The sequence below is a fragment of the Pseudomonas sp. XP1 genome, from assembly GCF_053557675.1.
Genome location: NZ_JBNRIJ010000013.1, coordinates 84,195 through 104,187, shown reverse-complemented (window position 1 = coordinate 104,187; position 19,993 = coordinate 84,195). Strand labels below are relative to the sequence as shown.

19 protein-coding genes and 2 pseudogenes are annotated in these 19,993 nt (G+C 58.1%); 13 read left to right on the top strand and 8 right to left on the bottom strand.

Going from position 1 to position 19,993, the window contains the following annotated elements:
- Positions 1-21: 21 nt before the first annotated feature.
- On the bottom strand, positions 22-783 hold the full coding sequence (locus tag ACK1U9_RS14210) for a DUF7830 domain-containing protein (RefSeq protein ID WP_449109964.1): 762 nt from the start codon (positions 781-783) through the stop codon (positions 22-24).
- A 699-nt stretch (positions 784-1,482) separates the two neighbouring features.
- On the opposite strand from ACK1U9_RS14210, the gene ACK1U9_RS14205 reads away from it, so the two are divergent.
- The 5 genes and pseudogenes from ACK1U9_RS14205 to ACK1U9_RS14185 all read left to right on the top strand — a co-directional run bounded on the left by ACK1U9_RS14205 (position 1,483) and on the right by ACK1U9_RS14185 (position 6,555).
- Positions 1,483-2,391, top strand: a complete 909-nt coding sequence (locus ACK1U9_RS14205) for a restriction endonuclease (protein WP_449109963.1) — start codon at positions 1,483-1,485, stop codon at positions 2,389-2,391.
- A gap of 86 nt (positions 2,392-2,477) precedes the next feature.
- A pseudogene (locus ACK1U9_RS14200) lies at positions 2,478-2,561 on the top strand (efflux RND transporter permease subunit); the annotation flags it as partial.
- Between the two features lie 344 nt (positions 2,562-2,905).
- Positions 2,906-4,129 carry an ABC-three component system protein gene (locus ACK1U9_RS14195; protein WP_449109962.1) on the top strand — a complete coding sequence of 408 codons (1,224 nt, stop codon included), beginning with the start codon at positions 2,906-2,908 and terminating at the stop codon, positions 4,127-4,129.
- Positions 4,130-4,132: 3 nt separating this feature from the next.
- Positions 4,133-4,618: a three component ABC system middle component gene (locus ACK1U9_RS14190; RefSeq protein WP_449109961.1), complete on the top strand. Its 486-nt coding sequence runs from the start codon at positions 4,133-4,135 to the stop codon at positions 4,616-4,618.
- Positions 4,615-6,555 (top strand): DUF3732 domain-containing protein, encoded by a 1,941-nt coding sequence (locus ACK1U9_RS14185; protein WP_449109960.1) that lies wholly within the window; start codon positions 4,615-4,617, stop codon positions 6,553-6,555. Before ACK1U9_RS14190 ends, ACK1U9_RS14185 begins: the two co-directional genes overlap by 4 nt.
- A gap of 375 nt (positions 6,556-6,930) precedes the next feature.
- On the opposite strand, the gene ACK1U9_RS14180 is transcribed toward ACK1U9_RS14185, so the two are convergent.
- Complete coding sequence (locus tag ACK1U9_RS14180) at positions 6,931-8,097, bottom strand: hypothetical protein (RefSeq protein WP_449109959.1); 1,167 nt, start codon at positions 8,095-8,097, stop codon at positions 6,931-6,933.
- 126 nt (positions 8,098-8,223) lie between these two features.
- Here ACK1U9_RS14180 and ACK1U9_RS14175 point away from each other — a divergent pair.
- Positions 8,224-8,403, top strand: a pseudogene (locus tag ACK1U9_RS14175) (hypothetical protein); the annotation flags it as partial.
- A 270-nt stretch (positions 8,404-8,673) separates the two neighbouring features.
- Here the strand turns inward: ACK1U9_RS14175 and ACK1U9_RS14170 are convergent.
- Together ACK1U9_RS14170 and ACK1U9_RS14165 are read right to left on the bottom strand one after the other, a co-directional pair.
- A complete protein-coding gene (locus tag ACK1U9_RS14170) occupies positions 8,674-9,303 on the bottom strand; it encodes an AbiTii domain-containing protein (RefSeq protein WP_449109958.1) in 630 nt (209 codons plus the stop codon).
- 4 nt (positions 9,304-9,307) lie between these two features.
- Positions 9,308-9,694 (bottom strand): hypothetical protein, encoded by a 387-nt coding sequence (locus tag ACK1U9_RS14165; RefSeq protein ID WP_449109957.1) that lies wholly within the window; start codon positions 9,692-9,694, stop codon positions 9,308-9,310.
- A gap of 350 nt (positions 9,695-10,044) precedes the next feature.
- On the opposite strand from ACK1U9_RS14165, the gene dnaQ reads away from it, so the two are divergent.
- Both dnaQ and ACK1U9_RS14155 read left to right on the top strand, forming a co-directional pair.
- A complete protein-coding gene (gene dnaQ / locus ACK1U9_RS14160; RefSeq protein ID WP_326431940.1) occupies positions 10,045-10,803 on the top strand; it encodes a DNA polymerase III subunit epsilon in 759 nt (252 codons plus the stop codon).
- A 174-nt stretch (positions 10,804-10,977) separates the two neighbouring features.
- The gene (locus ACK1U9_RS14155; RefSeq protein WP_449109975.1) at positions 10,978-13,227 is read left to right on the top strand and encodes an Orn/Lys/Arg family decarboxylase; all 2,250 of its coding nucleotides are present in this window, start codon (positions 10,978-10,980) and stop codon (positions 13,225-13,227) included.
- Here ACK1U9_RS14155 and ACK1U9_RS14150 read toward each other — a convergent pair.
- On the bottom strand, positions 13,211-13,429 hold the full coding sequence (locus tag ACK1U9_RS14150) for a hypothetical protein (RefSeq protein ID WP_003261019.1): 219 nt from the start codon (positions 13,427-13,429) through the stop codon (positions 13,211-13,213). The two genes, ACK1U9_RS14155 and ACK1U9_RS14150, sit on opposite strands and share 17 nt — an antisense overlap.
- Before the next feature lie 157 nt (positions 13,430-13,586).
- Here ACK1U9_RS14150 and chrR point away from each other — a divergent pair, with 157 nt between their 5' ends.
- Positions 13,587-14,147, top strand: coding sequence for a class I chromate reductase ChrR (chrR, locus tag ACK1U9_RS14145; RefSeq protein WP_046615582.1), 561 nt, complete (start codon positions 13,587-13,589; stop codon positions 14,145-14,147).
- A gap of 189 nt (positions 14,148-14,336) precedes the next feature.
- Here chrR and ACK1U9_RS14140 read toward each other — a convergent pair whose 3' ends face one another.
- A complete protein-coding gene (locus ACK1U9_RS14140; protein WP_449109956.1) occupies positions 14,337-16,403 on the bottom strand; it encodes a TonB-dependent receptor family protein in 2,067 nt (688 codons plus the stop codon).
- Positions 16,404-16,623: 220 nt separating this feature from the next.
- Here ACK1U9_RS14140 and ACK1U9_RS14135 point away from each other — a divergent pair, with 220 nt between their 5' ends.
- The 3 genes from ACK1U9_RS14135 to ACK1U9_RS14125 are packed head-to-tail and all read left to right on the top strand — an operon-like array spanning position 16,624 to position 17,586.
- Positions 16,624-16,872, top strand: coding sequence for a helix-turn-helix domain-containing protein (locus tag ACK1U9_RS14135; RefSeq protein ID WP_046615584.1), 249 nt, complete (start codon positions 16,624-16,626; stop codon positions 16,870-16,872).
- An 11-nt stretch (positions 16,873-16,883) separates the two neighbouring features.
- Positions 16,884-17,231 carry a head completion/stabilization protein gene (locus tag ACK1U9_RS14130; RefSeq protein ID WP_046615585.1) on the top strand — a complete coding sequence of 116 codons (348 nt, stop codon included), beginning with the start codon at positions 16,884-16,886 and terminating at the stop codon, positions 17,229-17,231.
- Positions 17,224-17,586 (top strand): hypothetical protein, encoded by a 363-nt coding sequence (locus ACK1U9_RS14125; RefSeq protein ID WP_046615586.1) that lies wholly within the window; start codon positions 17,224-17,226, stop codon positions 17,584-17,586. Before ACK1U9_RS14130 ends, ACK1U9_RS14125 begins: the two co-directional genes overlap by 8 nt.
- Here the strand turns inward: ACK1U9_RS14125 and ACK1U9_RS14120 are convergent.
- Positions 17,583-17,975 (bottom strand): helix-turn-helix domain-containing protein, encoded by a 393-nt coding sequence (locus ACK1U9_RS14120; protein ID WP_046615587.1) that lies wholly within the window; start codon positions 17,973-17,975, stop codon positions 17,583-17,585. The genes ACK1U9_RS14125 and ACK1U9_RS14120 overlap by 4 nt on opposite strands.
- 200 nt (positions 17,976-18,175) lie before the next feature.
- Here ACK1U9_RS14120 and ACK1U9_RS14115 point away from each other — a divergent pair, with 200 nt between their 5' ends.
- Positions 18,176-18,439 (top strand): ogr/Delta-like zinc finger family protein, encoded by a 264-nt coding sequence (locus ACK1U9_RS14115; RefSeq protein WP_046615588.1) that lies wholly within the window; start codon positions 18,176-18,178, stop codon positions 18,437-18,439.
- 79 nt (positions 18,440-18,518) lie between these two features.
- On the opposite strand, the gene nuoN is transcribed toward ACK1U9_RS14115, so the two are convergent.
- Complete coding sequence (gene nuoN, locus ACK1U9_RS14110; RefSeq protein WP_025339926.1) at positions 18,519-19,988, bottom strand: NADH-quinone oxidoreductase subunit NuoN; 1,470 nt, start codon at positions 19,986-19,988, stop codon at positions 18,519-18,521.
- Positions 19,989-19,993: the final 5 nt, after the last annotated feature.

The following is a 19,993-nucleotide window of genomic DNA, read 5'->3' as shown; positions in this document are numbered from 1 at the left end:
AATCGCTAACATGACTGCCCGTCAAATATCGTTTGGGAATTTTTCTTTCATAAACTGCTCTACAAAACCATGTACTTCCGGTGCTTCAACATAGACTCCGGTCATATAAGCAGGATCAAAGGTGACGACGTCCCTGCCAGAAACATTTTTTTCCTGAAACGATCGGGTTGTTCCAGGGAAATCATATTTCACGAGCAGGAGCTGCCGCTGGTTAGCGGGAAGGTTCCAGTATTGATCGGTGTTGGCGATAGTGCCCTGATATAGGAATCGAACGCCGAAGTCGCGCATGTAACGTTTGTGCTTGGGGAGTGGGGCGAAGTCCATCAGTGTCAAGAGGACGGCCAGCACGTCTTGAGCTTGCATTCCGGTATAGTGCCAGATTCTATTTTGGTTGGCATAGTTGAGAATGGCATAGAAATCTTTGATGGATGCATACTTGATGATGCGGTTGAACTCTACCCAGTGGTGTTTCCAGCTAGCGAAGAATTCTGCCTTGAGCTGTTGCGCGGCGGCGGGATTGCCATGGGTAGGATTCAGGGCTCGATATGCTTGCGCGTTGAAGTCTTTTAGCGGGCAGAATTGGCTATTTCGCCGATGCGCAAAGTTGGGGACTGTCTCTTTACTGTGCTCGGCGCGCAGATATACACCTTGGCTGCATACGCTGCAAAGGGCATCTGGACGATGCCGTTTGTTACCAGATGAGTCGAGCGGCTTTCCGAACGCCAGCTCGTAACCGCCCGCATTCAAAGGAAGGCGGGTGCGCGGATGCAGTGCGATTCGCATGGGAACTCCTTGTAAAAGGAGTGAGTAAACCATCCGGTTGGCCCCTGTCGCAACCTGAGCCGTCAGGAGTCTCGCTGCTGGCCTTTCCGAGAGCGTAGTAATGCTGGCAGAGGCTTGCGCAGCACATGAGGGCCCCAACGGGCGTCTCTGTCGGAATGCATCCCATGAAAAATCGCTCCCCCCGTTGTTTTTTCAATGCGATATACAGCGTACGGACTGGTCATGCTCAGCGTGGTGTAACTCTACTTCCCAGTTGCACCAAGTTCGTACCGTTTTATTGTATTTGGCGATCGGATCATCTGCTCGGCGTGGCATCTGAATACTTCCCTTATTTTAATTGAAACTATCCCTCTTTAGCTTTCAGGGTGAGCTTTAAATATTTCAAGCACTTTTTGTCGTAAAAAGCGGTGGTGCTTATATGCTATTTCCAGAATGTCGGTGTCGATCATTGATCGCTATAGTTACGCAGGATGGAGCGCAGAGCGTTGTGATCAGTAGGTGGGTGGCAAACGGAATGTCGGATTGGATAGGAATCACATGACTCTCGCTTGGACTGCATGAGCCCACGGGCGCGCGAGTCTGAATTCTGGCTCTCCAGCGTGGGAGAGGTGGTGCGTTAGCCACGATGGAAACGGTAGTAGTGGCGAGCAGCCTCCAGCCCTTACACTGGGCTTCCCTTTGACGCGCGTGGACTGTTCTATGAGTTTTCCATCCGACATCAAGCTGGCCATGCGGCAGTGCATTCTCAACCTGCTCTGGCCAAAGGACGACATCGTCAGTTTTTTTGGCAACCACAGCTGCACCAAAGCAGATATTAGCGCGCTCGGTGACTACAAGGCGCTGACCCGCTCAGCCATCGTTGACGCGATGTTTAACCACTTGAGCCGCAAGCCAGATGATGGCTTGGGTCAATTCAGAGCTATGCTGCAAACGCTCGTCAACTGGACGCATTTTGACGAGTACTACTTTGACCGCCTGCAAAAGCTGGATCGTACGCAAGCCCAGAATGCGATCACCCACCTCAAGCAGTTGCAGGAGATTCGTGACCATAAAATCCATGAGGTCAGGAGAGAGCGGGAGCGGCGGGAGTCAGAAAGTCGCACAGCCAAGTCGACCCTGCCAGACCTCAAGAAGCAGTTCATTTCGCTACTTCAGGGCGAGCAGATTGGAAGCAAGCGCGGGTACGCATTGGAGCGCATTCTTCATGACCTTGCGCGCGTTTCTTCATTGGAGGTGACGGAAGCATTCCGAGAAAGGGGTGAGCAGATTGATGGCGCCGTCAAATACGACGGTGAGCATTACCTCATCGAGGCGAAGTGGCAAGAGAAGGCAGCTGCCAACGAGTCGGTGTACCAGTTTGCGGGCAAGGTTGAAGGCAAAATGTATGGCCGTGGCCTGTTCATCTCAATTCACGGTTTTAGCGAGCAGGTGGTTAGCTCGCTGATCGCTGGAAAAGCAATCAAAACGGTGCTCATCGACGGAGGCGATCTCATACTCGTATTGGAGGGAATGCTGACGTTCGCTCAGATGCTGGATTGCAAGATCAAGGCGGCTCAAACAAGAGGTCTGATCTATGTCCACGCCATGACCGGAAAGGCGAAACCCTAGATCTTTCGGTTGATTATCCAGAGGGGCTCACGGCGCGAGCTCTCCATCACTGCGGGTTGTGGATCTGCGGTTCTGGCATCGGCTCCTTGCCCAACGACGTGTTCTTCAAGGTCGGCCTGATTATCATCATCGGTCTCGCGGCTAAAAACGCTATTCTAATTGTCGAGTTTGGCTGGTCTACTGTGGCTGGTGTTCAATTGGCGCCGAAACCCAGACAAGGATATCCAGGTGGTTAATGTGCGGGAGAAGACATCTCTTTTAGCTAGCACCGAAGATTGAAGGACATGTGCCTGCTGGTAATGCTTGATCAGCAGCGTCAGCAGGCTGTGGGGGTGATTCACCTGGCCTGCCACTCGTTTTCATTCGATCTGCCTGCTAACCCCCCACCCCTCAAACGTGGCGGTTGCTCCAGCGCTGAGTCACGGGTGACGTGCCTTGATTAGTGGCACTCTGTTATCATTTTTGCCCGGCACATACGGATCGCATACAGCAGCGGGAGGCGCTTGTAGGGGTGATGGATAACATAGACTCGAACGTGGTTCATGAGGCAACGGCTGCCGCCCTGGGTTTTTACTACCAGAGTCAATTTGCTCTGCTGACTCTCCTATCTCAGAGCGCTGATGACGCTGAGCATCATGCTGCAGTCGCGGTGGAGCGGCTCGACGATGTGGAGCTCAGGGCTAACGGGCAAACGCTGCTCTATCAGTTAAAACATTCCATCCAGAAAAACCCACCCCCCGTTACCCTCGCTTCGGTAGCGCTATGGAAAACGTTGCGCGTATGGATCGATGTTCTACCGTTAGTATCGCTTGCCGATACAACATTCCACCTCGTATCAGTCGGAAAGGTGCCGGGCGATTCTCCCCTGATTGCCTTGTGTGATCCGAAGAGCAATCGGCAGGCCCTCCTCAAGGCAATGACCGAGGAAGCGACACGCGTTGTGGAGGGGCGTGCTGAAGCGAAGGCGGCGGGAGCCAATATGTCACATGCAGCCCGCGCGGCTGGTTGTGAAGCGTTTCTCGCGCTTACCCCCACTGCCAGGCTGAGCTTGTTACGACGCGTACGGATTCAGCAGGACAGTATCCCGATTGCGCGCATTCAGAGCGAGGTTGCCAAAAGGCTGCACATCATTCCCAAGGATCAACAGATGATAGTCGCCGGGCATCTGTTGGCCTGGTGGGATCAACAAGTCGTTTACTCCCTGTGCGGCAACCGTGAACGGGTCATCCAGCGCAGCGAAATGCAACAGTGCATTTCTTCGATTATCGCGCAGTTGGAAGACGAGCAGCTCATAGCTGACTTCGACATGGTGAGCCACCCTGATGATTACCATGCTGATGGCATGCTGTATCGACAGATTGGACTGGTTGGTGGCAAACCGTCGGATATCGCTAAGGCAGTTCGTGAGGAGTGGCGCGCGAAGGAACAGCGGGCAAAATGGATCGTCGATAACCCTGGCATGCGCTCGAAGATTGCCGGATACGACGCGAAACTCACCGAGCATTGGGCCGATCGCCATGTTGAATTGGCCGAAGATTGCGAGGAGCTTGATGAGTCCGAGGTGAAAGCCAAGGGGCTGGAACTGCTGCGTTGGACGCACAGGGATGCACCGAGCCAAGTCGAGCCTATTGCACCGAGTTGGAATGGCCATTACTACGTTCGCGGCACATACCAAGTGCTGGCGATCGATCTTCAGGTTGGGTGGCACCCCGACTACCGCAAGCTCCTGGAGGCATGAGCCATGGCTATTGCTCATGACATTTATGCTGAGACCAATCCGGCCTACTGCGCTGCGCTCTTGGCCACTTTCGTAGGGGCTTACCGTGGGGGTGCCGACTACGACCCGGATATTTCGCTGTGTTACGCCGCGCTGCCCTTGGCGCTTTCTGGAGAGCTTGCGCCGACTTTCAACAGCACCGATCGCCGAACGGGTTTGCTTGAATGGCTTCGGCGAAATCCGGTGATCCAGATTCGGCTCGCTGATCGCGTCAATGGCTCTCTAGATATCGTGACAGAGGCGATTCGCTTTGCTTGCTTTAGCCACCTATTGGCGATCGATACCGAGGGGCGGCTGATACCTGGCGCTTCAACTCTCCCGAAAATGCTCCCCAAGCAGTTGAGCGAAAACACCCAACAAATCTTCAAGAATATTGACCGCTTGGGCCATTGGTTTGCCTTGGCGGGATCAACAAGGACGGCGTTCGACATGATGGGCCTGGAGCTATGAGACGCTGGAATATTTCGGATATTTTCTTTGTCGGTGAAGCGGGACGGGTTCGCATACTCGACCTGAAACCGGGCCAGGTGAATATCATTACCGGTGCATCGGGTACAGGTAAATCAACCCTGATCAAAGCCATCGACTATTGCTTGGGTTCGAGCAAGTGCGAGCTCGCTGCTCACGTCAAACGGCATAGTGTAGCTGTGGGCGTAAAGTGGGTGATGGGTGACATGCAGATGATCACCGGTCGTCTCATTCCGCCTGTTGGCCAGGGCACGAGCACCCGGATGTTCGTGAGCAATGGACGCAATCTTCCCATACCGCAATCCGTGGAGGCGTTCCAAGGCGCCACGACGCTTGATGCGGGCAAAGGCTTTATCGAGCGTGCATTCGGCATTGCCGGATTACCCGAGGCCTTAGATGACAGAACGGCGCGCAAATGGCGGCCTACCGTGCGCCACGCAACGGCTTATATGTTTGTCCCCAAAGACGTCATCTACAACGAGACGGCGTTGCTACACGGGCTTGATCAGGCCGATGAAGCGCCTGCCATCATCGAAACCATGCCTTACTTCTTGGGGGTGGTGAACCAGGACACGGTGCTGCAAGAGCGACGCTTGCGTGACCTTCGAAAGAAGCTTGAGCGCGAAGAGCGCAGACTCAGGGCTCGACAGGCAGCGGGCAGTGACTACAAAAAGTTTGCGATGCGATTGCTGATTGATGCCCATCGCAATGGCTTGGCTGACCTACCTTCAGATATGGCCAGCGAGCCTGAACTGCAGGCGGCGCTGACGCAGATCAAGCAATCCAAGCCAGGTGCCGGTAAGAACCCGGAAGAATCCGAACTGACCAATCTTTACGCGCAGCGCCGAAGCCTGCTTAACGAAATCGAGAATGTGCGTCGCAAGTCGCGCGCAACCCGTAAGACCCTGGAGGACATGAAGGCCTTCGAAGGGTCTGTACGTCGGCAGTATGAAAAGCTCAAGATTGCCGAGCACCTACAGCCAGCATCCTCTGCCTGCCCGCTGTGTGAGACGCCAAGCGAGCGTGGTATCGAAATCTCTAAAGCCATCCATCGGTCGATGAGCATCGTGCGATCAGAAACCATCGCTGTCGAGGATGTCCGACCGCGATTCGTCGAACACGAGGATTCGTTGCAACTGGAGCTCTCGCGCCTGAATTTGAAGCTCCATGGCGTCGACGAGCGCATAAAAACCTGGGTCAGGCAGAGTGAAGAGGCCAAGCAGCTGGAGAGCCTCGCCCAGTACCGCGTACTGCTGCTGGGAAGGGTTCATCAATTCCTGGAGATGAACCCGACCACTCCTTTGCCTGGCCCTGACCTAGACGTCCTGCGAGAGCAGATTCTGGAACTGGAATCCCTTGTTGATAGCTCAGCCAAGCAAGTCCTGCTCTCTCACGCAGAACGCAAGATTTCCCAATACTTGTCCGAGGGATTTGCAGATTTGCCCACGGGTCAACCGTGCATAGGTGCAGAGCTGGAGTTTTCGGCTAAACCGCCAGATATCGCGATCATCGAGAAGGATTCTGGTGCCGTCTTGAGGCTGCCGGATGCAGGCTCTGACGAGAATTACCTGGCCATTCACATCGCGCTCTCGTTCGCGCTCCAGAAGTACTTGTCGAAGGTGAACGCGCCAGTCCCTGCGTTTCTGGCGTTCGACCAGATCAGCCGGCCTTACTATCCGCAGCGTGGTGAGGATGAATCGGACATTGGCGAAAACGAAGAAGTATCGGCCATGCGCCGACACCTCGACTTTCTGTTCAACGCCACCGCCGCGCAGGAGGGCCTCCAGGTACTGCTCATTGAGCACGCGTTCTTCGGCGACGATCCACGCTACGTCGCAGCCACCCGTAAACGCTGGAACAAGCTCTCGGCGGATGCGCTCATCCCCCTGGATTGGCCACGGAGGAAAGATACCCAGTGAGGCGGGGCATGAAAGATATTGCCTTGTCGGGGGAGAGTTTGAGGTCGTCCAGGTAGGCGTGCCGAATCTAAAGAACCTGGACGAACTTGAAATACTCCGTGAAGAGCGTGCGGTACATCAGCGGTAGTCAGCATTGGCGTCGAGGAGGGCCTGGACTACGTACACCTGCAACGAAAGCAAATCGCTGGACTCTCTCAAGTACTGCTTTGTGAGCCGATCCATCAAGCAGCGTGAGAGCCTGATCGTATTGCGCTCAGGCTACTCAAACATGCGTGGAGTTTCGCAGGTGGGGCGAGTGTTGATGGCATGGCTGCGCCTTATCTAAGATTCTTTTCCATACGGCTATTTGAAGCCGCGCTCACAACTAGGCTTCATCTAAGCACCGCAGGTGGCTTCTTTTAAGTGAAGGAGTTGGATGTGCGTGAGTGTCGGGGGTTGATATGATCCAATGCACACAGTATCGAAGAACATATTGAAATCGCTTACAAAGCCGGAGCCTATTTTAAAAACAGACTCGTTTGAAGGGAAAAGCAGGTCGACGTTTTCGTCTCTAACTCTATCCAGAATCGATCCTGTTACAGTAGCCAGCGAACGAAGGGAATCATACATGTGAACGCTAGTAAGAAAAGTTGAGTACCACTGCCAGCCCGACTTCTTAGCTTGAAGTGCGAGGCTGTAGTCGGAATGAAATCCGCCCAAGCATAAGAGATTGCAGATATTGGTGTACGCGATGTCGATGTCGCTGTGATCTTTTATGTGCAGCTCTTGGGGGAGTTTAAAATTCTGTTCCGGCTTGCGCTCTGCTTTATAGAGGCATAGTTGATGGATGTTGCTCCACTCTTTGCTAAGACTGTCGAGAAATTCCGGGCAGACCATAAAGTTAGGGTTGTTTTGGGCGCTTGAGTGCTTGTATATCTTCCTGTAGAGATCCATGGGTTGCCTGATGAATATGCATGACTCTATTTTGAATGTCTGGGGTTCAGGTTTGTCTTCTTGTGTGGTGTTATTTAGTTCTTCTAAGTGGTGCTCAAAATTTATTTCTTTTCCTTTGATTTTGTCGAATTGATCTAGTATAAACTTGACATGGCCATAGTAAATGTCGTTTCTATTTTTAGCACCAGTGTCGTCAATTTGCTTTTCCGTCTGGATCGTGCGATGCACATTGTTCACTATGGCCCCAAGAGGTACGGAAGACGCAAGTATGATGAGTGGGAATTTACTGATCTCAAGAAATAGGCCATAGCCTTCAGATGAAAGGTTCAAGCTGTAATTTTTCCATGTCCAAGCTCCGAATAATATGAATAGGTATGCTGGATAGGTAGTTGCAATAATAAAAAGCGGTTGCTTGAATAGTTGCCTGTCGTCTAGTTTGAACCAGTGGTAGTGGTGGGATAGCGTCGCAAGCATCGCTGTGGCGATCAGTAGGCCAATTAGAAAGGCCATTGGATGATTTTGATGAATCATCAAGGCTAAAATTGCAGTGACTGAGATTAATAAGGCTGTAAGTGAGAATAACTTATTTGTCTGTTTGGGTTCGCGCATGATGTCGATAAATTGAGTGTTTTTAGTTAGGGGTAAGGTAATGCTTGCCTTGGCAGCTCAAAGCAAGGAATTACTGTTGCTACGGTATTGGTCGGAGGCGGTGTTTATGGGCGAAGGTTGATTTTTATGCAGTGCGCTAATCATAGTGGCTTAGTCTGCCTGAGGATAGGCGAACAGCTAGAGCAAAACCAGATTTCAATTTATTTCGTAGCCGTCATCGTTGCCGCCGTAGGTGGGCTTTTGGCGCCGGGTCAGTCGCAGTGGTTGGAGATGCTGGTAACGCCAGCTATCGCCGTCCTCATGTATCCGGGCCATTCCGAAGTTCGTCTAGGGCGCTGAGCCTACTCACCTGTAAGGTACCAAGACCATCGCTACAAGGGCGATCGCGTCCGCTTAAAAATACGCGGACACCATCGCTCTTAATGCTGGGGTTCGGTAGGTGACTTGGCCGGACGCTTACTCGATCTGGGGATGATGGATTCTTTCACGTACAGGCCTGTGCAACCCGCCCATCCGATGGGGGCGAGTATGTGCCATGGGGACATAGGGGGTGACGATGTTTCTCTGAGGCGCGCTCTACCCCCTACGCTGCCCTGACCCTTGGCTCGACTGCTGGAGCTGAGAATTCTCCATCTTCTCGATGTTAATCGTGTTGTAGGTGATCGACTGGGCGAGCTGCTCCTCTGCTTTGGTGAAGCGGATACCTTCGCCGAGGATCCCTCGGGCCTCCAAATCCAGTGCAAAATCCAAGACCTTGGTTTTCGTGACATCCAGGATACGAACCAGCTTGTGTACGGGTACATGCAGGGCCGGCTGAAAGTCTGTCCTCATCAGATTTCTGAAGGCAGCATTGAGGTCGGCTGGAAACTTGACCATTACCGTCCCGATCTCTGTGCGCTCCACCAGATCAATGATCTGGCTCACTGAGTCGCGAGCGGGGGTTTCACACATCGAGGCGTGAAGCTCGCCGCCCATGTCAACAGGTATCCAGCCTTGGCGTGGATTGAAAGCTTTCAGCTCGCCGGTAAGCAGTCGGTAGTCAGGAACTGATCGCAGCTCGTACCCGTTCAGCTCGTCATTGAGCCACTCCTCGATATCTTTGATTTTGAGTTTTCTAGACACGAGTAGGGCTTTACGCAGTAGATCCGGAATGTGGATCGTCCGGTCGAGCACGTCTCTCTGCAGCTCTAACACGAGACTGTCCATTGGGTTACAGCGCTCCGAGCAAGGTGATGACTGATGGAAGGTAGGACGCGAGTACGCTGCCAGCCGTACCCTCCAGGATCGTTCTGATCGAGTGAAGGCATTCCTTGATGATGCTTTTCTTGGGAGATGGTGCTGCGCTCTGCAGACGGATAGTTTCGACATCGGCCCGAAGGCCCTGCGCGACGGCGGGATCGCTGACTTTGCCAATGTCTTGAGAAAAAGCCTCCAGAAACGCTTTCAAGTCCACATGCTGCACGCTCTGGTCAAGATGCTGGGTGGACTGCTGGGCATCCTGTTGCACCTGTGAGTTGTGCATGGTGCCGATCGAAATGTTGTTCGTCTTGCTCATAAGCGCGCCTGGCTCCGCGATGTCGATTTGATACAGCATCATCCGTTTTCGTACAAAGCATGGCAACACGCAGCACTATGGTCTTCTCTGGTAGCAGCGAGAAAGGCTCATGTGACGACTGGGCCGTCGAGGGCCTCCGCGTGCTGAGTTCCAGGTGCCTGGCGTCAGCACCTGCTTTCACTAAGCAGAAGAGTGTCAAAGCCTTCGCCAATGCTGAGGAATAGGAAGGCAGATGGTGGAGTCACAGCGCTCCCTGTAGGATCAGCCTCGCAGATCCTTGAGCCAGCAACGCCTGACGGTCGCTCAGGCATTTCTGGGAGAGGGGGCGCACCCAGCGTTGAGCTGGGGTACAATTCCGGCCTTTGTAACTGATGCAAGTTGGAGCGCCCCGCGTGGAGCAGCAGCAAGATAAACGGTTCGTCATTCTCGATACCGAAACCACGGGCATGCCGGTCAGCGAAGGCCACCGGATCATCGAGATCGGCTGTGTCGAGGTCATCGGCCGGCGCCTGACCGGGCGGCACTTCCACGTCTACCTGCAGCCGGACCGCGAGAGTGACGAGGGCGCCATCAACGTCCACGGCATCACCGATGCCTTCCTGGTCGGCAAGCCGCGCTTTGGCGATGTCGCCGAAGAGTTCTTCGAGTTCATCCAGGGCGCCACCCTGGTCATCCATAACGCGGCGTTCGACGTTGGCTTCATCAACAACGAATTTGCCTTGCTGGGCCAGCAGGACCGCGCGGACATTTCGCAGCACTGCACCATCCTCGACACCCTGCTGCTGGCGCGCTCGCGCCACCCGGGGCAGCGCAACAGCCTGGATGCGCTGTGCAAACGCTACGACATCGACAACTCGGGCCGTGAACTGCACGGCGCATTGCTCGACTCGGAACTGTTGGCTGACGTCTACCTGGCAATGACCGGTGGCCAGACCAGCCTGTCACTGGCCGGGCATGGGGCAGAGGCCGGGGATGAAGGGGCGGGTGCTGGTGGCAGCGAGATTCGCCGTATTACCGGGCGTGTGCCCGGGAGGGTGATCATGGCCAGTGCCGAGGAGCTGGAGGCGCATGCCGAGCGCCTGGCGGCCATTGCCAAGTCGGCGGGTGGGCCGTCCATGTGGCAGGCTCTGACCGAGACACCTGCTGGCTGATCTTTCGCCTGCTCCGGCCACTTCGCGGGCTCGCCCGCTCCCACAGGTATTGCACAGGCCTTGAGCCTGTTGGGAATCCTGTGGGAGCGGGCAAGCCCGCGAAGAGGCAGGTCTTGCCCACACAGGTTCTACTACCCTGAAATGGACGCCATGTCCTTCGGAGGTAGCCACCTGATGTACAAGGACCTCAAGTTCCCCATCCTCATCGTGCACCGCGCCATCAAGGCCGACAGCGTCGCTGGCGAGCGTGTGCGGGGCATCGCCGAGGAACTGCGCCAGGACGGCTTTGCCATCCTCGCCGCCGCCGACCATGCCGAGGCCTGCCTGGTCGCCGCCACCCACCATGGCCTGGCCTGCATGCTGATTGCCGCCGAGGGCGTCGGCGAGAATACCCACCTGCTGCAGAACATGGCCGAGCTGATCCGCCTGGCCCGCCTGCGTGCCCCCAACCTGCCGATTTTCGCCCTGGGCGAACAGGTAACCCTGGAGAACGCCCCTGCCGAAGCCATGAGTGAGCTCAACCAGCTGCGCGGCATTCTTTACCTGTTCGAAGACACCGTACCGTTTCTCGCTCGCCAGGTGGCGCGTGCCGCACATATCTACCTCGACGGCCTGCTGCCGCCGTTCTTCAAGGCCCTGGTGCAGCACACCGCGCAGTCCAACTATTCCTGGCACACCCCGGGCCACGGTGGCGGCGTGGCCTATCGCAAAAGCCCGGTGGGCCAAGCCTTTCACCAGTTCTTCGGGGAAAACACCCTGCGCTCGGACTTGTCCGTTTCCGTGCCGGAGCTGGGCTCGCTGCTCGATCACACCGGCCCCTTGGCCGAAGCCGAAACCAGGGCCGCGCGCAACTTTGGCGCCGACCACACCTTCTTCGTGATCAATGGCACCTCCACGGCCAACAAGATCGTCTGGCACGCCATGGTCGGCCGCGACGACCTGGTGCTGGTGGACCGCAACTGCCACAAGTCGGTGGTGCACGCGATCATCATGACCGGTGCCATTCCCCTCTATCTTTGCCCGGAGCGCAACGAGCTCGGCATCATCGGCCCGATCCCGCTCAGCGAGTTCAGCGCCGAGGCGATCCAGGCGAAGATCCAGGCCAACCCTCTCGCCCGTGATCGCGGGCAGCGCATCAAGCTGGCGGTGGTGACAAACTCCACCTACGACGGCCTGTGCTACCACGCCGGGCTGATCAAGCAGACCCTGGGTGCCAGTGTCGAGGTGCTGCACTTCGACGAGGCCTGGTTCGCCTATGCAGCCTTCCACGACTTCTTCACCGGGCGCCATGCCATGGGCACGGCCTGCGCGGCAGACAGCCCGCTGGTGTTCAGCACCCATTCCACCCACAAGCTGTTGGCCGCGTTCAGCCAGGCCTCGATGATTCATGTGCAGGACGGGGCCAGGCGCCAGTTGGACCGTGACCGCTTCAACGAAGCGTTCATGATGCACATCTCGACCTCGCCGCAGTACAGCATCCTCGCTTCGCTGGACGTGGCCTCGACCATGATGGAAGGGCCGGCCGGGCGTTCGCTGCTGCAAGAAATGTTCGACGAGGCGCTGAGCTTTCGCCGTGCCCTGGCCAACCTGCGCGAGCACATCGCTGCGGACGACTGGTGGTTCAGCATCTGGCAGCCGCCGAGCGCCGAAGGCATCCACCGCCTGGCCGCGCAGGACTGGCTGCTGCAGCCGGGGGCGGAGTGGCATGGCTTTGGCGAAGTGGCGGACGACTATGTGCTGCTCGACCCTTTGAAGGTGACCCTGGTAATGCCGGGCCTGAGCGCGGGCGGTGCGCTGGGGGAGCATGGCATCCCGGCGGCGGTGGTCAGCAAGTTCCTCTGGGAGCGGGGGCTGGTGGTGGAGAAAACCGGCCTGTACAGCTTTCTGGTGCTGTTCTCCATGGGCATCACCAAGGGCAAATGGAGCACCTTGCTTACCGAATTGCTGGAGTTCAAGCGCCACTATGACGGCAATACCGCCCTGAGCGACTGCCTGCCGAGCGTGGTGGCGGCCGATGCCTCACGCTACTTGGGCATGGGCCTGCGCGACCTGTGCGACCAGTTGCATGGCTGCTACCGCGCCAATGCCACGGCCAAGCAATTGAAGCGGCTGTTCACGCGCTTGCCGGAGGTGGCCGTGAGCCCGGCCCGGGCCTATGACCAGATGGTGCGCGGTGAGGTGGAGGCGGTGCCGATCGAGGCGATGCTGGGGCGGGTGGCGGCGGTTATGCTGGTGCCGTACCCACCTGGTATTCCGTTGATCATGCCAGGGGAGCGGTTCACCGAGGCGACCCGCTCGATAATCGATTACCTGGCCTTTGCCCGGGCGTTCAACCAAGGCTTCCCTGGTTTCGTCGCCGACGTGCACGGCCTGCAGAACGAAAGCGGCTGCTACACGGTGGATTGCATCAAGGAATGCGAATGATCTCGACGCCGCTGCGCGCCAGTTCGAAGCGGTTTTCACCCAGGTGGTTGACCTTGTCGCCGATGGCCAGGCGATAGGTGGTGATGGGGGCGCCCAGCGTGCTGCCGTCGGTTTGCAGGGTCGACTCCTGGAACTCGTGCACGGGGTAGATGCGGCCTTCGGCGTCACGGGCGTGGAATTGGCCGACCATTACTGCTGCCATTTGGGTGGAAACCTCTGAATTACGTGAGAAATGTCTGCAGGCATAGACCGTGGAACAGCGTCGGAAGTTTTCGCCCCGCGGAAAAAAAACCAAAGCGCCGAGGAACGGTCATCTATAACTACAACGTCCCTTTACCCAGCAGAGGTTGGAAATTGCCATGAGCCAGGTGTATTCGGTAGCAGTGGTCGTCGGTAGCTTGCGCAAGGAGTCCTACAACCGCAAGATCGCCCGCGCACTCTCAGAGCTGGCGCCGTCCAGCCTTGCCCTGAAGATCGTCGAGATTGGCGATTTGCCGTTGTACAACGAGGATGTCGAGGCCGAAGCGCCGCCGCAAGCGTGGAAGCGTTTTCGCGACGAGATCCGCCGTAGCGATGCGGTGCTGTTCGTCACCCCGGAGTACAACCGCTCGGTGCCTGGCGGCCTGAAGAATGCCATCGATGTGGGCTCGCGGCCCTACGGGCAAAGCGCCTGGAGTGGCAAGCCGACGGCGGTGGTCAGTGTGTCGCCGGGGGCCATTGGTGGCTTTGGCGCCAACCATGCCGTGCGCCAGTCGCTGGTGTTTCTGGACATGCCGTGCATGCAGATGCCCGAGGCCTACATCGGTGGCGCGGCTAGTCTGTTCGACGATGCGGGCAAGCTCAGTGACAAGACTCGGCCGTTCTTGCAGGCGTTTATCGACAAGTTCGCTTCCTGGGTGAAGTTGAACAGGGCGGTTTGAGGCCTGTTCATTCGGTGTCAGCTTTCAAAAGGGGCTGCTGCGCAGCCCATCGCCGGCAAGCCAGCTCCCACACCGACCGGGTTGGCTCTGGAGATTTGCTTCTTCAGGAAATTCACATGGATTGAGAACGATGCGGTCGGTGTGGGAGCTGGCTTGCCGGCGATGGGCCGCGCAGCGGCCCCCAGCGGACTAGCGGAAGCTGTAGGAAACCCCGGCATACACGCCAAAGCCTTCGCCCGGGGTCGAACGGGCCTCATCCTTTCCTGCATCGTTGTAGCCAGGTGTCACCGTCGCCGCATAACGCTTGTTGGTGAGGTTGCGCAGGTCCAGCCAGGTCTGCCAGTCCTGCTTCGGTGAGTCCCAGCCCAGGCGTGCGCCGAGCAAGGCATATTCATCGGCGTGGTAACTATTGGCGTAGTCCACCTGCACCTTCGACGCCATCTGCGTGTTCACCCCTGCATAGAAGCCGCTCGGCCAGTCATAGCGCAGCTCGGCCTGGTAGTAGTGCATGGGGATGCCCGGCAGGCGGTTGTCGCCGAACCTGTCGTCATCGCGGTAGTGGAAGTCACTGAAGGTATAGGCCTGACGCAGGCTGAGCTTGCCAGTACCGGCGCGTTCCCACAGGGTACTGTCGAGGCCTGCCTCCACACCCTGGTGCACGGTGGGGCTGGCGTTGAATTCCTTGGCCGGAGCGCCTTGCACGATCTCCACCGCCAGCAATTCATGGCGAACCTGCGAGTAGTACCACGCCAGGTCCCAATGCCCCAATGCCGATTCGCCACGTGCGCCCAATTCCAGTGTGGTGGCCGTCTGGTTTTGCATTTCGATCGGTTGATTGGCTGTGGGCGCACTCCAGATCAGGGCCCAGGGATGGGGTGGTTCGACCGAGCGGCTCAGGTTGCCGTACACCTGCAGGTCCGGGCTGATGTCATAACGCAGCCCCAGGCGTGGTGCATAGTCCCAGTCATGCTGGCTCACTTTGCCGCCCCCGGCAGGGTGGTAAGTGACATCACTTTCACGGCGGGTATAGATCATCGCCAGGCCAGTGGTCAGCCACAGGTTCGGTACCAGCTCCAGGTCATTGCCCACATGTAGCACGGTGTCCGAACCCTGGTAGCTGAAGTCACGGGTGCGCTCACCGAACACGTCGCCATTGCGGGTGAACTGCGAAGCACCGCTGTTGGGCAGGTGCTTGGTGGTGCGCCAGCCGATGGTGGTCTTGCTCTCGTGGCCGAACAGGGTGTCGCGGCGGAAGTAGTTCAAGGTGCCGCTCACATCGGTATAGGCCACCTTCAGGCGCATTGGGCCTTCGCGCAGGTCCATCGGGTAGTCGTGGTAGACCAGGCCGGCTTCCAGCCGCGCATCGTCGTCGAGGTAGAAGGTGGTCTTGTTGCCCACCCAGGTGCTGCCCGGTTGCGGGCGGCTGTCGTCGCGGGCCAGGTAGGCCGGGTTGGCCGCGCGGGGGTGGTGCTTGATCTGATCCTTGGTCAGGCGCCCGGCCAATTCGTTCTCGGTTTCCCGATAGCGCAGGTAGAAGCGGGTTTCCAGGTTCGGGTTGAAGCGGTAGCCGATGTTGGCGGCAACGCCCTTGGCGCTGCCGCTGCTGTGCGCCTGGTAGCCGTCATATTCCGAATCGGTCAGGGCCACGTAGTAGTCGAGGTTGCCCAGCACCTGTCCCGAGCTGATGTGCCGATGCTGGTAGCCGCGGCTGCCGACTTCGTAGCGCACCTGCAGCGGTGCGGCATCGTAGCCGGTGTGGGTGACGTAGTTGATTGCACCGCCAAGGGCGAGGGCACCCTGGTCGAAGCCGTTGGCACCGCGCAGCACTTCGGCACGGCTCAGCCACAGCGGCTCGAACAGCTCGTAGGGCGTACCGCCCGGGCCGGTCAGCGGCAGGCCGTCGAACATCGTGTACACCCCGGAACCGTGGGCCCCAGGTGCGCGGTTGATGCCCGAACCGCGGATCGAAAGCTTGATGCCATCGTTGCCTGCCGATTGGGCGAATACTCCGGGCTGGTAGGCAAGTACATCCTGGTTGCTGGCAACCCGGCCTTGTCCGACACGCTGCATGTCCACCAGGTTGCTGGCGCCCGGTACTTCGTGCAGGCGTTCGCTGGCTGCGGTCAGGTCGTTCTGCTCCTCATCGGTGATCAGCACCTGGCCCAACTCGACCGAAGGTGCCGCCAGGGCGGGCTGGGAGGCAGCGAAAGCAGCCAGCAGGCCGAGGCAGGATGGCGGGGGCAAAACGCAACGCATTGTACGACTCCAGGCGAAAGGCGATTGGACAACGGCGTTGAGACGAGCGAAATGCCGCTTGGAGCACGAGGAAAGCCGACAAATATCGCGCAACCTTCGTCAGACGGTTTTGTACGAAAGTTCTTTACAAGCCGTAGAGATGGAGCAGAGCGACCTGCGCTTCGTAAGGTGATTGCAGACCGGCAGCGATGCCTCGCTCAATCACCCGTGGAGTTCAAACATGACTGACAACGCACGACACTCGCAGCAACCCCTGGTGGACGCCCCGGTTCGCCTGACGCCCCGTGAACGGCAAGTACTGTTGTGGTGTGCCTACGGCAAGAGCTCGTGGGAGATTGGCCAGATCCTTGAGTGCAAGGAATCGACAGTGAACTTCCATGTGTCGAACATCCTGCGCAAGTTCGACGTGCCCACGCGGGTGGCTGCGGTGATCAAGGCCATTCGCTACGGCATGCTGGCCGAGCAGTGAGGGGGTGAAGCATGGGCAACGATCCTCGGTTACCCCGTTTTGCCGATTGCCATGACCCATTCTGGCCACGGGTGGACCTCGGCAGGCTGCGTGAGCGCCTGAACCTGCAGCGGCCTGTCAGTGAGGCTGCGCTGGAAGTGGCCGCACGCTGCGCCGCCATCGACGCGGCACGCGAATTCGCGCGCTGGCGGGCGGTGTTGCGAGAACGGGGCTACAAGCGCCTCGAGGATGTGGCCGGGCATGACCATGGGCGTGCATTGCGGGTGTGCTACATCCGCTTTGTCGAAGCAGCGGTGATGCATAACCTGGGCTCGGCGGGCTACCTGGCCGCTGCACACCGAGGGGCTGCCCATGACTGAAGAATCTGTTTTCGACAGCCTGGCCCGGGCGCTGGTTGAGTTGCTGGGCGTGGATGGCAACGTATTGTTCGCCGCGCTGCTGGGGGCTTTGCTGGTGAGCGCGGCGCGCGACCGGTTGATCACCAACAAGGCCAGGCGCCTGACACTGGGCAAGAAACTTTTGCTGGTGTTCGTGACCGTGGGGGTGGGCCACCTGTTCGAGCCGCTGGTTTCGTCACTGGTGCCCTTGCTGAGCCGCGGCATGGCGGGGTTCGTGGCTGCCGTGGTGGTGATCCCCATCAGCCTCAAGGTGATGGTCTGGCTGGATACGCTGGACCCGCGCGAACTTATCCAGCGCTGGCGCCGCCGGGGCTAGCCGCTGGCGGTATTGGGCGAGCGACTGGTCAGCGCGCTCAATTGCCGTTCCAGCTGCTGGATGCGCTGTTTGTCCTGGACCAGCAGGAGAACGGCCTGGCGATCGGCAAGCGACAGGGTGCGCAGGCGCGCGAGCATGTCCTGTTCCCAGCCTTCGTTGTCCAGGCCTGCGCGATTTCGTTCGGGCTCACCCAGCAGAAGCCAGTCCAGTGAGCATGCATACTGCCTGGCGATGTCTATGCAAAGTGAATAAGGAATGCTGTCGCGCACCTTCCAGCTGCTCAATGTCTGCGGGCTGATCGAAAGCGCTCTGGACAGCTCGGCGTCAGATTCCGTAGCGGTCAGAAGCTTCAGTCTGGTCAGAACCGAAGCAAGTACTTGGGTACTCATAACAAATATCCATGACTGGTTTAATGATATTCCATGGGCTTAAACTACTCGTTATGAATACAGCCCTGCGTTTTAAGGAGCATTCCTGCAATGAGAAGCATCAAACTGAAGAATACACCTATACATGCAGCCAATACTGACAAAACCGGAAGACTATTCTCACAGAGGGTAAGCCTGAACAATGCTTGCAGGTACTTGCCGTGAGTACATACAAGCTGGTTTGCCCGCATTGCCACAGCCGGATGCGCATACGCACCAGTGAAGGGCGTCATATTTTCCTGCGGATCGCCTATTTGCAATGCACCAACGAGGCATGTGGCTGGTCGGTGCGCGCCGAGTTCGAAATGACCCATGAACTCTCGCCCAGCGGCATGCCCAACCCGGAAGTGTACCTGCCCTCTGCCAATGGTGATTTACGCAAGGCAGCGCTGCCGGGGGCCGTCCAGGACAAATCTGATGAATGAGCCTTCAAGCTCACTGATGAAAAGCGCGCAGATAAAAAAACACCCCGCATGAGCGGGGTGTCTTGTCTTGCCAGGGCGATCAGCCGATCAGTTGCAGGCCGGCTTGCTGAACCATTTCCAGCAGCGGTTGCGGGTACACACCCAGCACGAACGCGAGAATGGCGATGGCCAGCAGCATGACGCCACCGGTGCGCTGTTCCCACTTCAGCGGAGCGTCGTGACGACGCAGGTTCGGCTCGACCAGGTACAGGGTGACCATGACGCGCAGGTAGTAGTAGACGCCGATGGCACTACCGATCACCAGGGCACCGACCAGCCACCACAGGTGCGACTCGACGCCGGTGGCGATGATGTAGAACTTGCCGATGAAGCCGGCGGTCAGCGGAATGCCCGCCAGCGACAGCATCATCACGGTAAGCACCGCAGTCAGGTACGGACGGCGCCAGAACAGGCCGCGGTACTCGTACAGTGCATCGGCGTCACGGCCGCCGTAAGGCGAGGACATCAGGGTGATGACGCCGAAGGCGCCCAGGCTGGTGATCACGTAGGTGACCAGGTACACGCCCATGGCTTCCAGGGCCAGGCCCTTGCTGGCGACCAGGGCGATGACCAGGTAACCGAAGTGGGCGATGGACGAATAACCCAGCAGGCGCTTGAGGTTGCTCTGGGTCAGTGCCAGCAGGTTGCCGATCAGGATCGAGGCCACGGCAATCACCGCCAGTACGGTGCTCAGCACGCCGCTGCTGGCAGCAGGGGAGAGCATGAACAGGCGCACGACAACGGCGAACACCGCAACCTTGCTGGCGGTGGCCAGGAAGGCGGCGACCGGTGCCGGGGCGCCTTCGTACACGTCCGGGGTCCACAGGTGGAACGGTACCAGCGACAGCTTGAAGGCCAGGCCGACCAGCATCATGCCCAGGCCCAGCTGGGCCACCAGGCTTGGCATGCTGGTGGCGGCCAGGGCCTTGCCGATCTGGTCGAAGCTCAGGCTGCCGGCGTCGGCGTACAGCAGAGCCATGCCGAACAGCAGGAAGGCCGAGCCTGCGGCCGACAGCACCATGTACTTGATGCCGGCTTCCAGCGAGCGCTTGTTGAAGAAGGCATACGCCACCAGGCCGTAGACCGGTACCGACAGCAGCTCCAGGCCGATGAACAGGCCGGCCAGGTGGTTGGCGCTGACCAGCACCAGGCCACCGAGAGCCGACATCAGCAGCAGCAGGTACAGTTCTTCACGGTTGCCCGGGAAGCCCTTGGAGCCTTCGCCGAGGTAGGCGTGGGCGAGGGTGACGCAGGCCAGCGTCGCCACCAGGATGATCGCCATGTACAGGCAGGCGAACTTGTCGATGGTGATCAGCGGGGTGACCGCCAGCGGCGCAACCTTCAGCGCCGGAAGGATCGACAGCAGGGCCAGGTTGAGGCCCACGGTGGACAGCAGGAAGGTCTGCGAGTGGTTGCGCTTCCAGGCGATCGCCAGCATCACCACCACTGTGGTGATGGTGGTGATCAGCATCGGCGCCAATGCGATGAAGTGTTGAGTGGTGAATTCCATAGCGC

Bases quoted from the DNA above. Each gene is read 5' to 3' on its own strand.
- ACK1U9_RS14135 (WP_046615584.1), top strand. From the start codon at position 16,624: ATGACTGACAACGCACGACACTCGCAGCAACCCCTGGTGGACGCCCCG.
- ACK1U9_RS14195 (WP_449109962.1), top strand. From the start codon at position 2,906: ATGGATAACATAGACTCGAACGTGGTTCATGAGGCAACGGCTGCCGCC.
- ACK1U9_RS14125 (WP_046615586.1), top strand. From the start codon at position 17,224: ATGACTGAAGAATCTGTTTTCGACAGCCTGGCCCGGGCGCTGGTTGAG.
- ACK1U9_RS14210 (WP_449109964.1), bottom strand. From the start codon at position 783: ATGCGAATCGCACTGCATCCGCGCACCCGCCTTCCTTTGAATGCGGGC.
- ACK1U9_RS14130 (WP_046615585.1), top strand. From the start codon at position 16,884: ATGGGCAACGATCCTCGGTTACCCCGTTTTGCCGATTGCCATGACCCA.
- ACK1U9_RS14205 (WP_449109963.1), top strand. From the start codon at position 1,483: ATGAGTTTTCCATCCGACATCAAGCTGGCCATGCGGCAGTGCATTCTC.
- ACK1U9_RS14150 (WP_003261019.1), bottom strand. From the start codon at position 13,429: ATGGCAGCAGTAATGGTCGGCCAATTCCACGCCCGTGACGCCGAAGGC.
- nuoN (WP_025339926.1), bottom strand. From the start codon at position 19,988: ATGGAATTCACCACTCAACACTTCATCGCATTGGCGCCGATGCTGATC.
- ACK1U9_RS14190 (WP_449109961.1), top strand. From the start codon at position 4,133: ATGGCTATTGCTCATGACATTTATGCTGAGACCAATCCGGCCTACTGC.
- ACK1U9_RS14180 (WP_449109959.1), bottom strand. From the start codon at position 8,097: ATGCGCGAACCCAAACAGACAAATAAGTTATTCTCACTTACAGCCTTA.
- ACK1U9_RS14140 (WP_449109956.1), bottom strand. From the start codon at position 16,403: ATGCGTTGCGTTTTGCCCCCGCCATCCTGCCTCGGCCTGCTGGCTGCT.
- ACK1U9_RS14185 (WP_449109960.1), top strand. From the start codon at position 4,615: ATGAGACGCTGGAATATTTCGGATATTTTCTTTGTCGGTGAAGCGGGA.
- ACK1U9_RS14155 (WP_449109975.1), top strand. From the start codon at position 10,978: ATGTACAAGGACCTCAAGTTCCCCATCCTCATCGTGCACCGCGCCATC.
- ACK1U9_RS14170 (WP_449109958.1), bottom strand. From the start codon at position 9,303: ATGGACAGTCTCGTGTTAGAGCTGCAGAGAGACGTGCTCGACCGGACG.
- chrR (WP_046615582.1), top strand. From the start codon at position 13,587: ATGAGCCAGGTGTATTCGGTAGCAGTGGTCGTCGGTAGCTTGCGCAAG.
- ACK1U9_RS14165 (WP_449109957.1), bottom strand. From the start codon at position 9,694: ATGATGCTGTATCAAATCGACATCGCGGAGCCAGGCGCGCTTATGAGC.
- ACK1U9_RS14120 (WP_046615587.1), bottom strand. From the start codon at position 17,975: ATGAGTACCCAAGTACTTGCTTCGGTTCTGACCAGACTGAAGCTTCTG.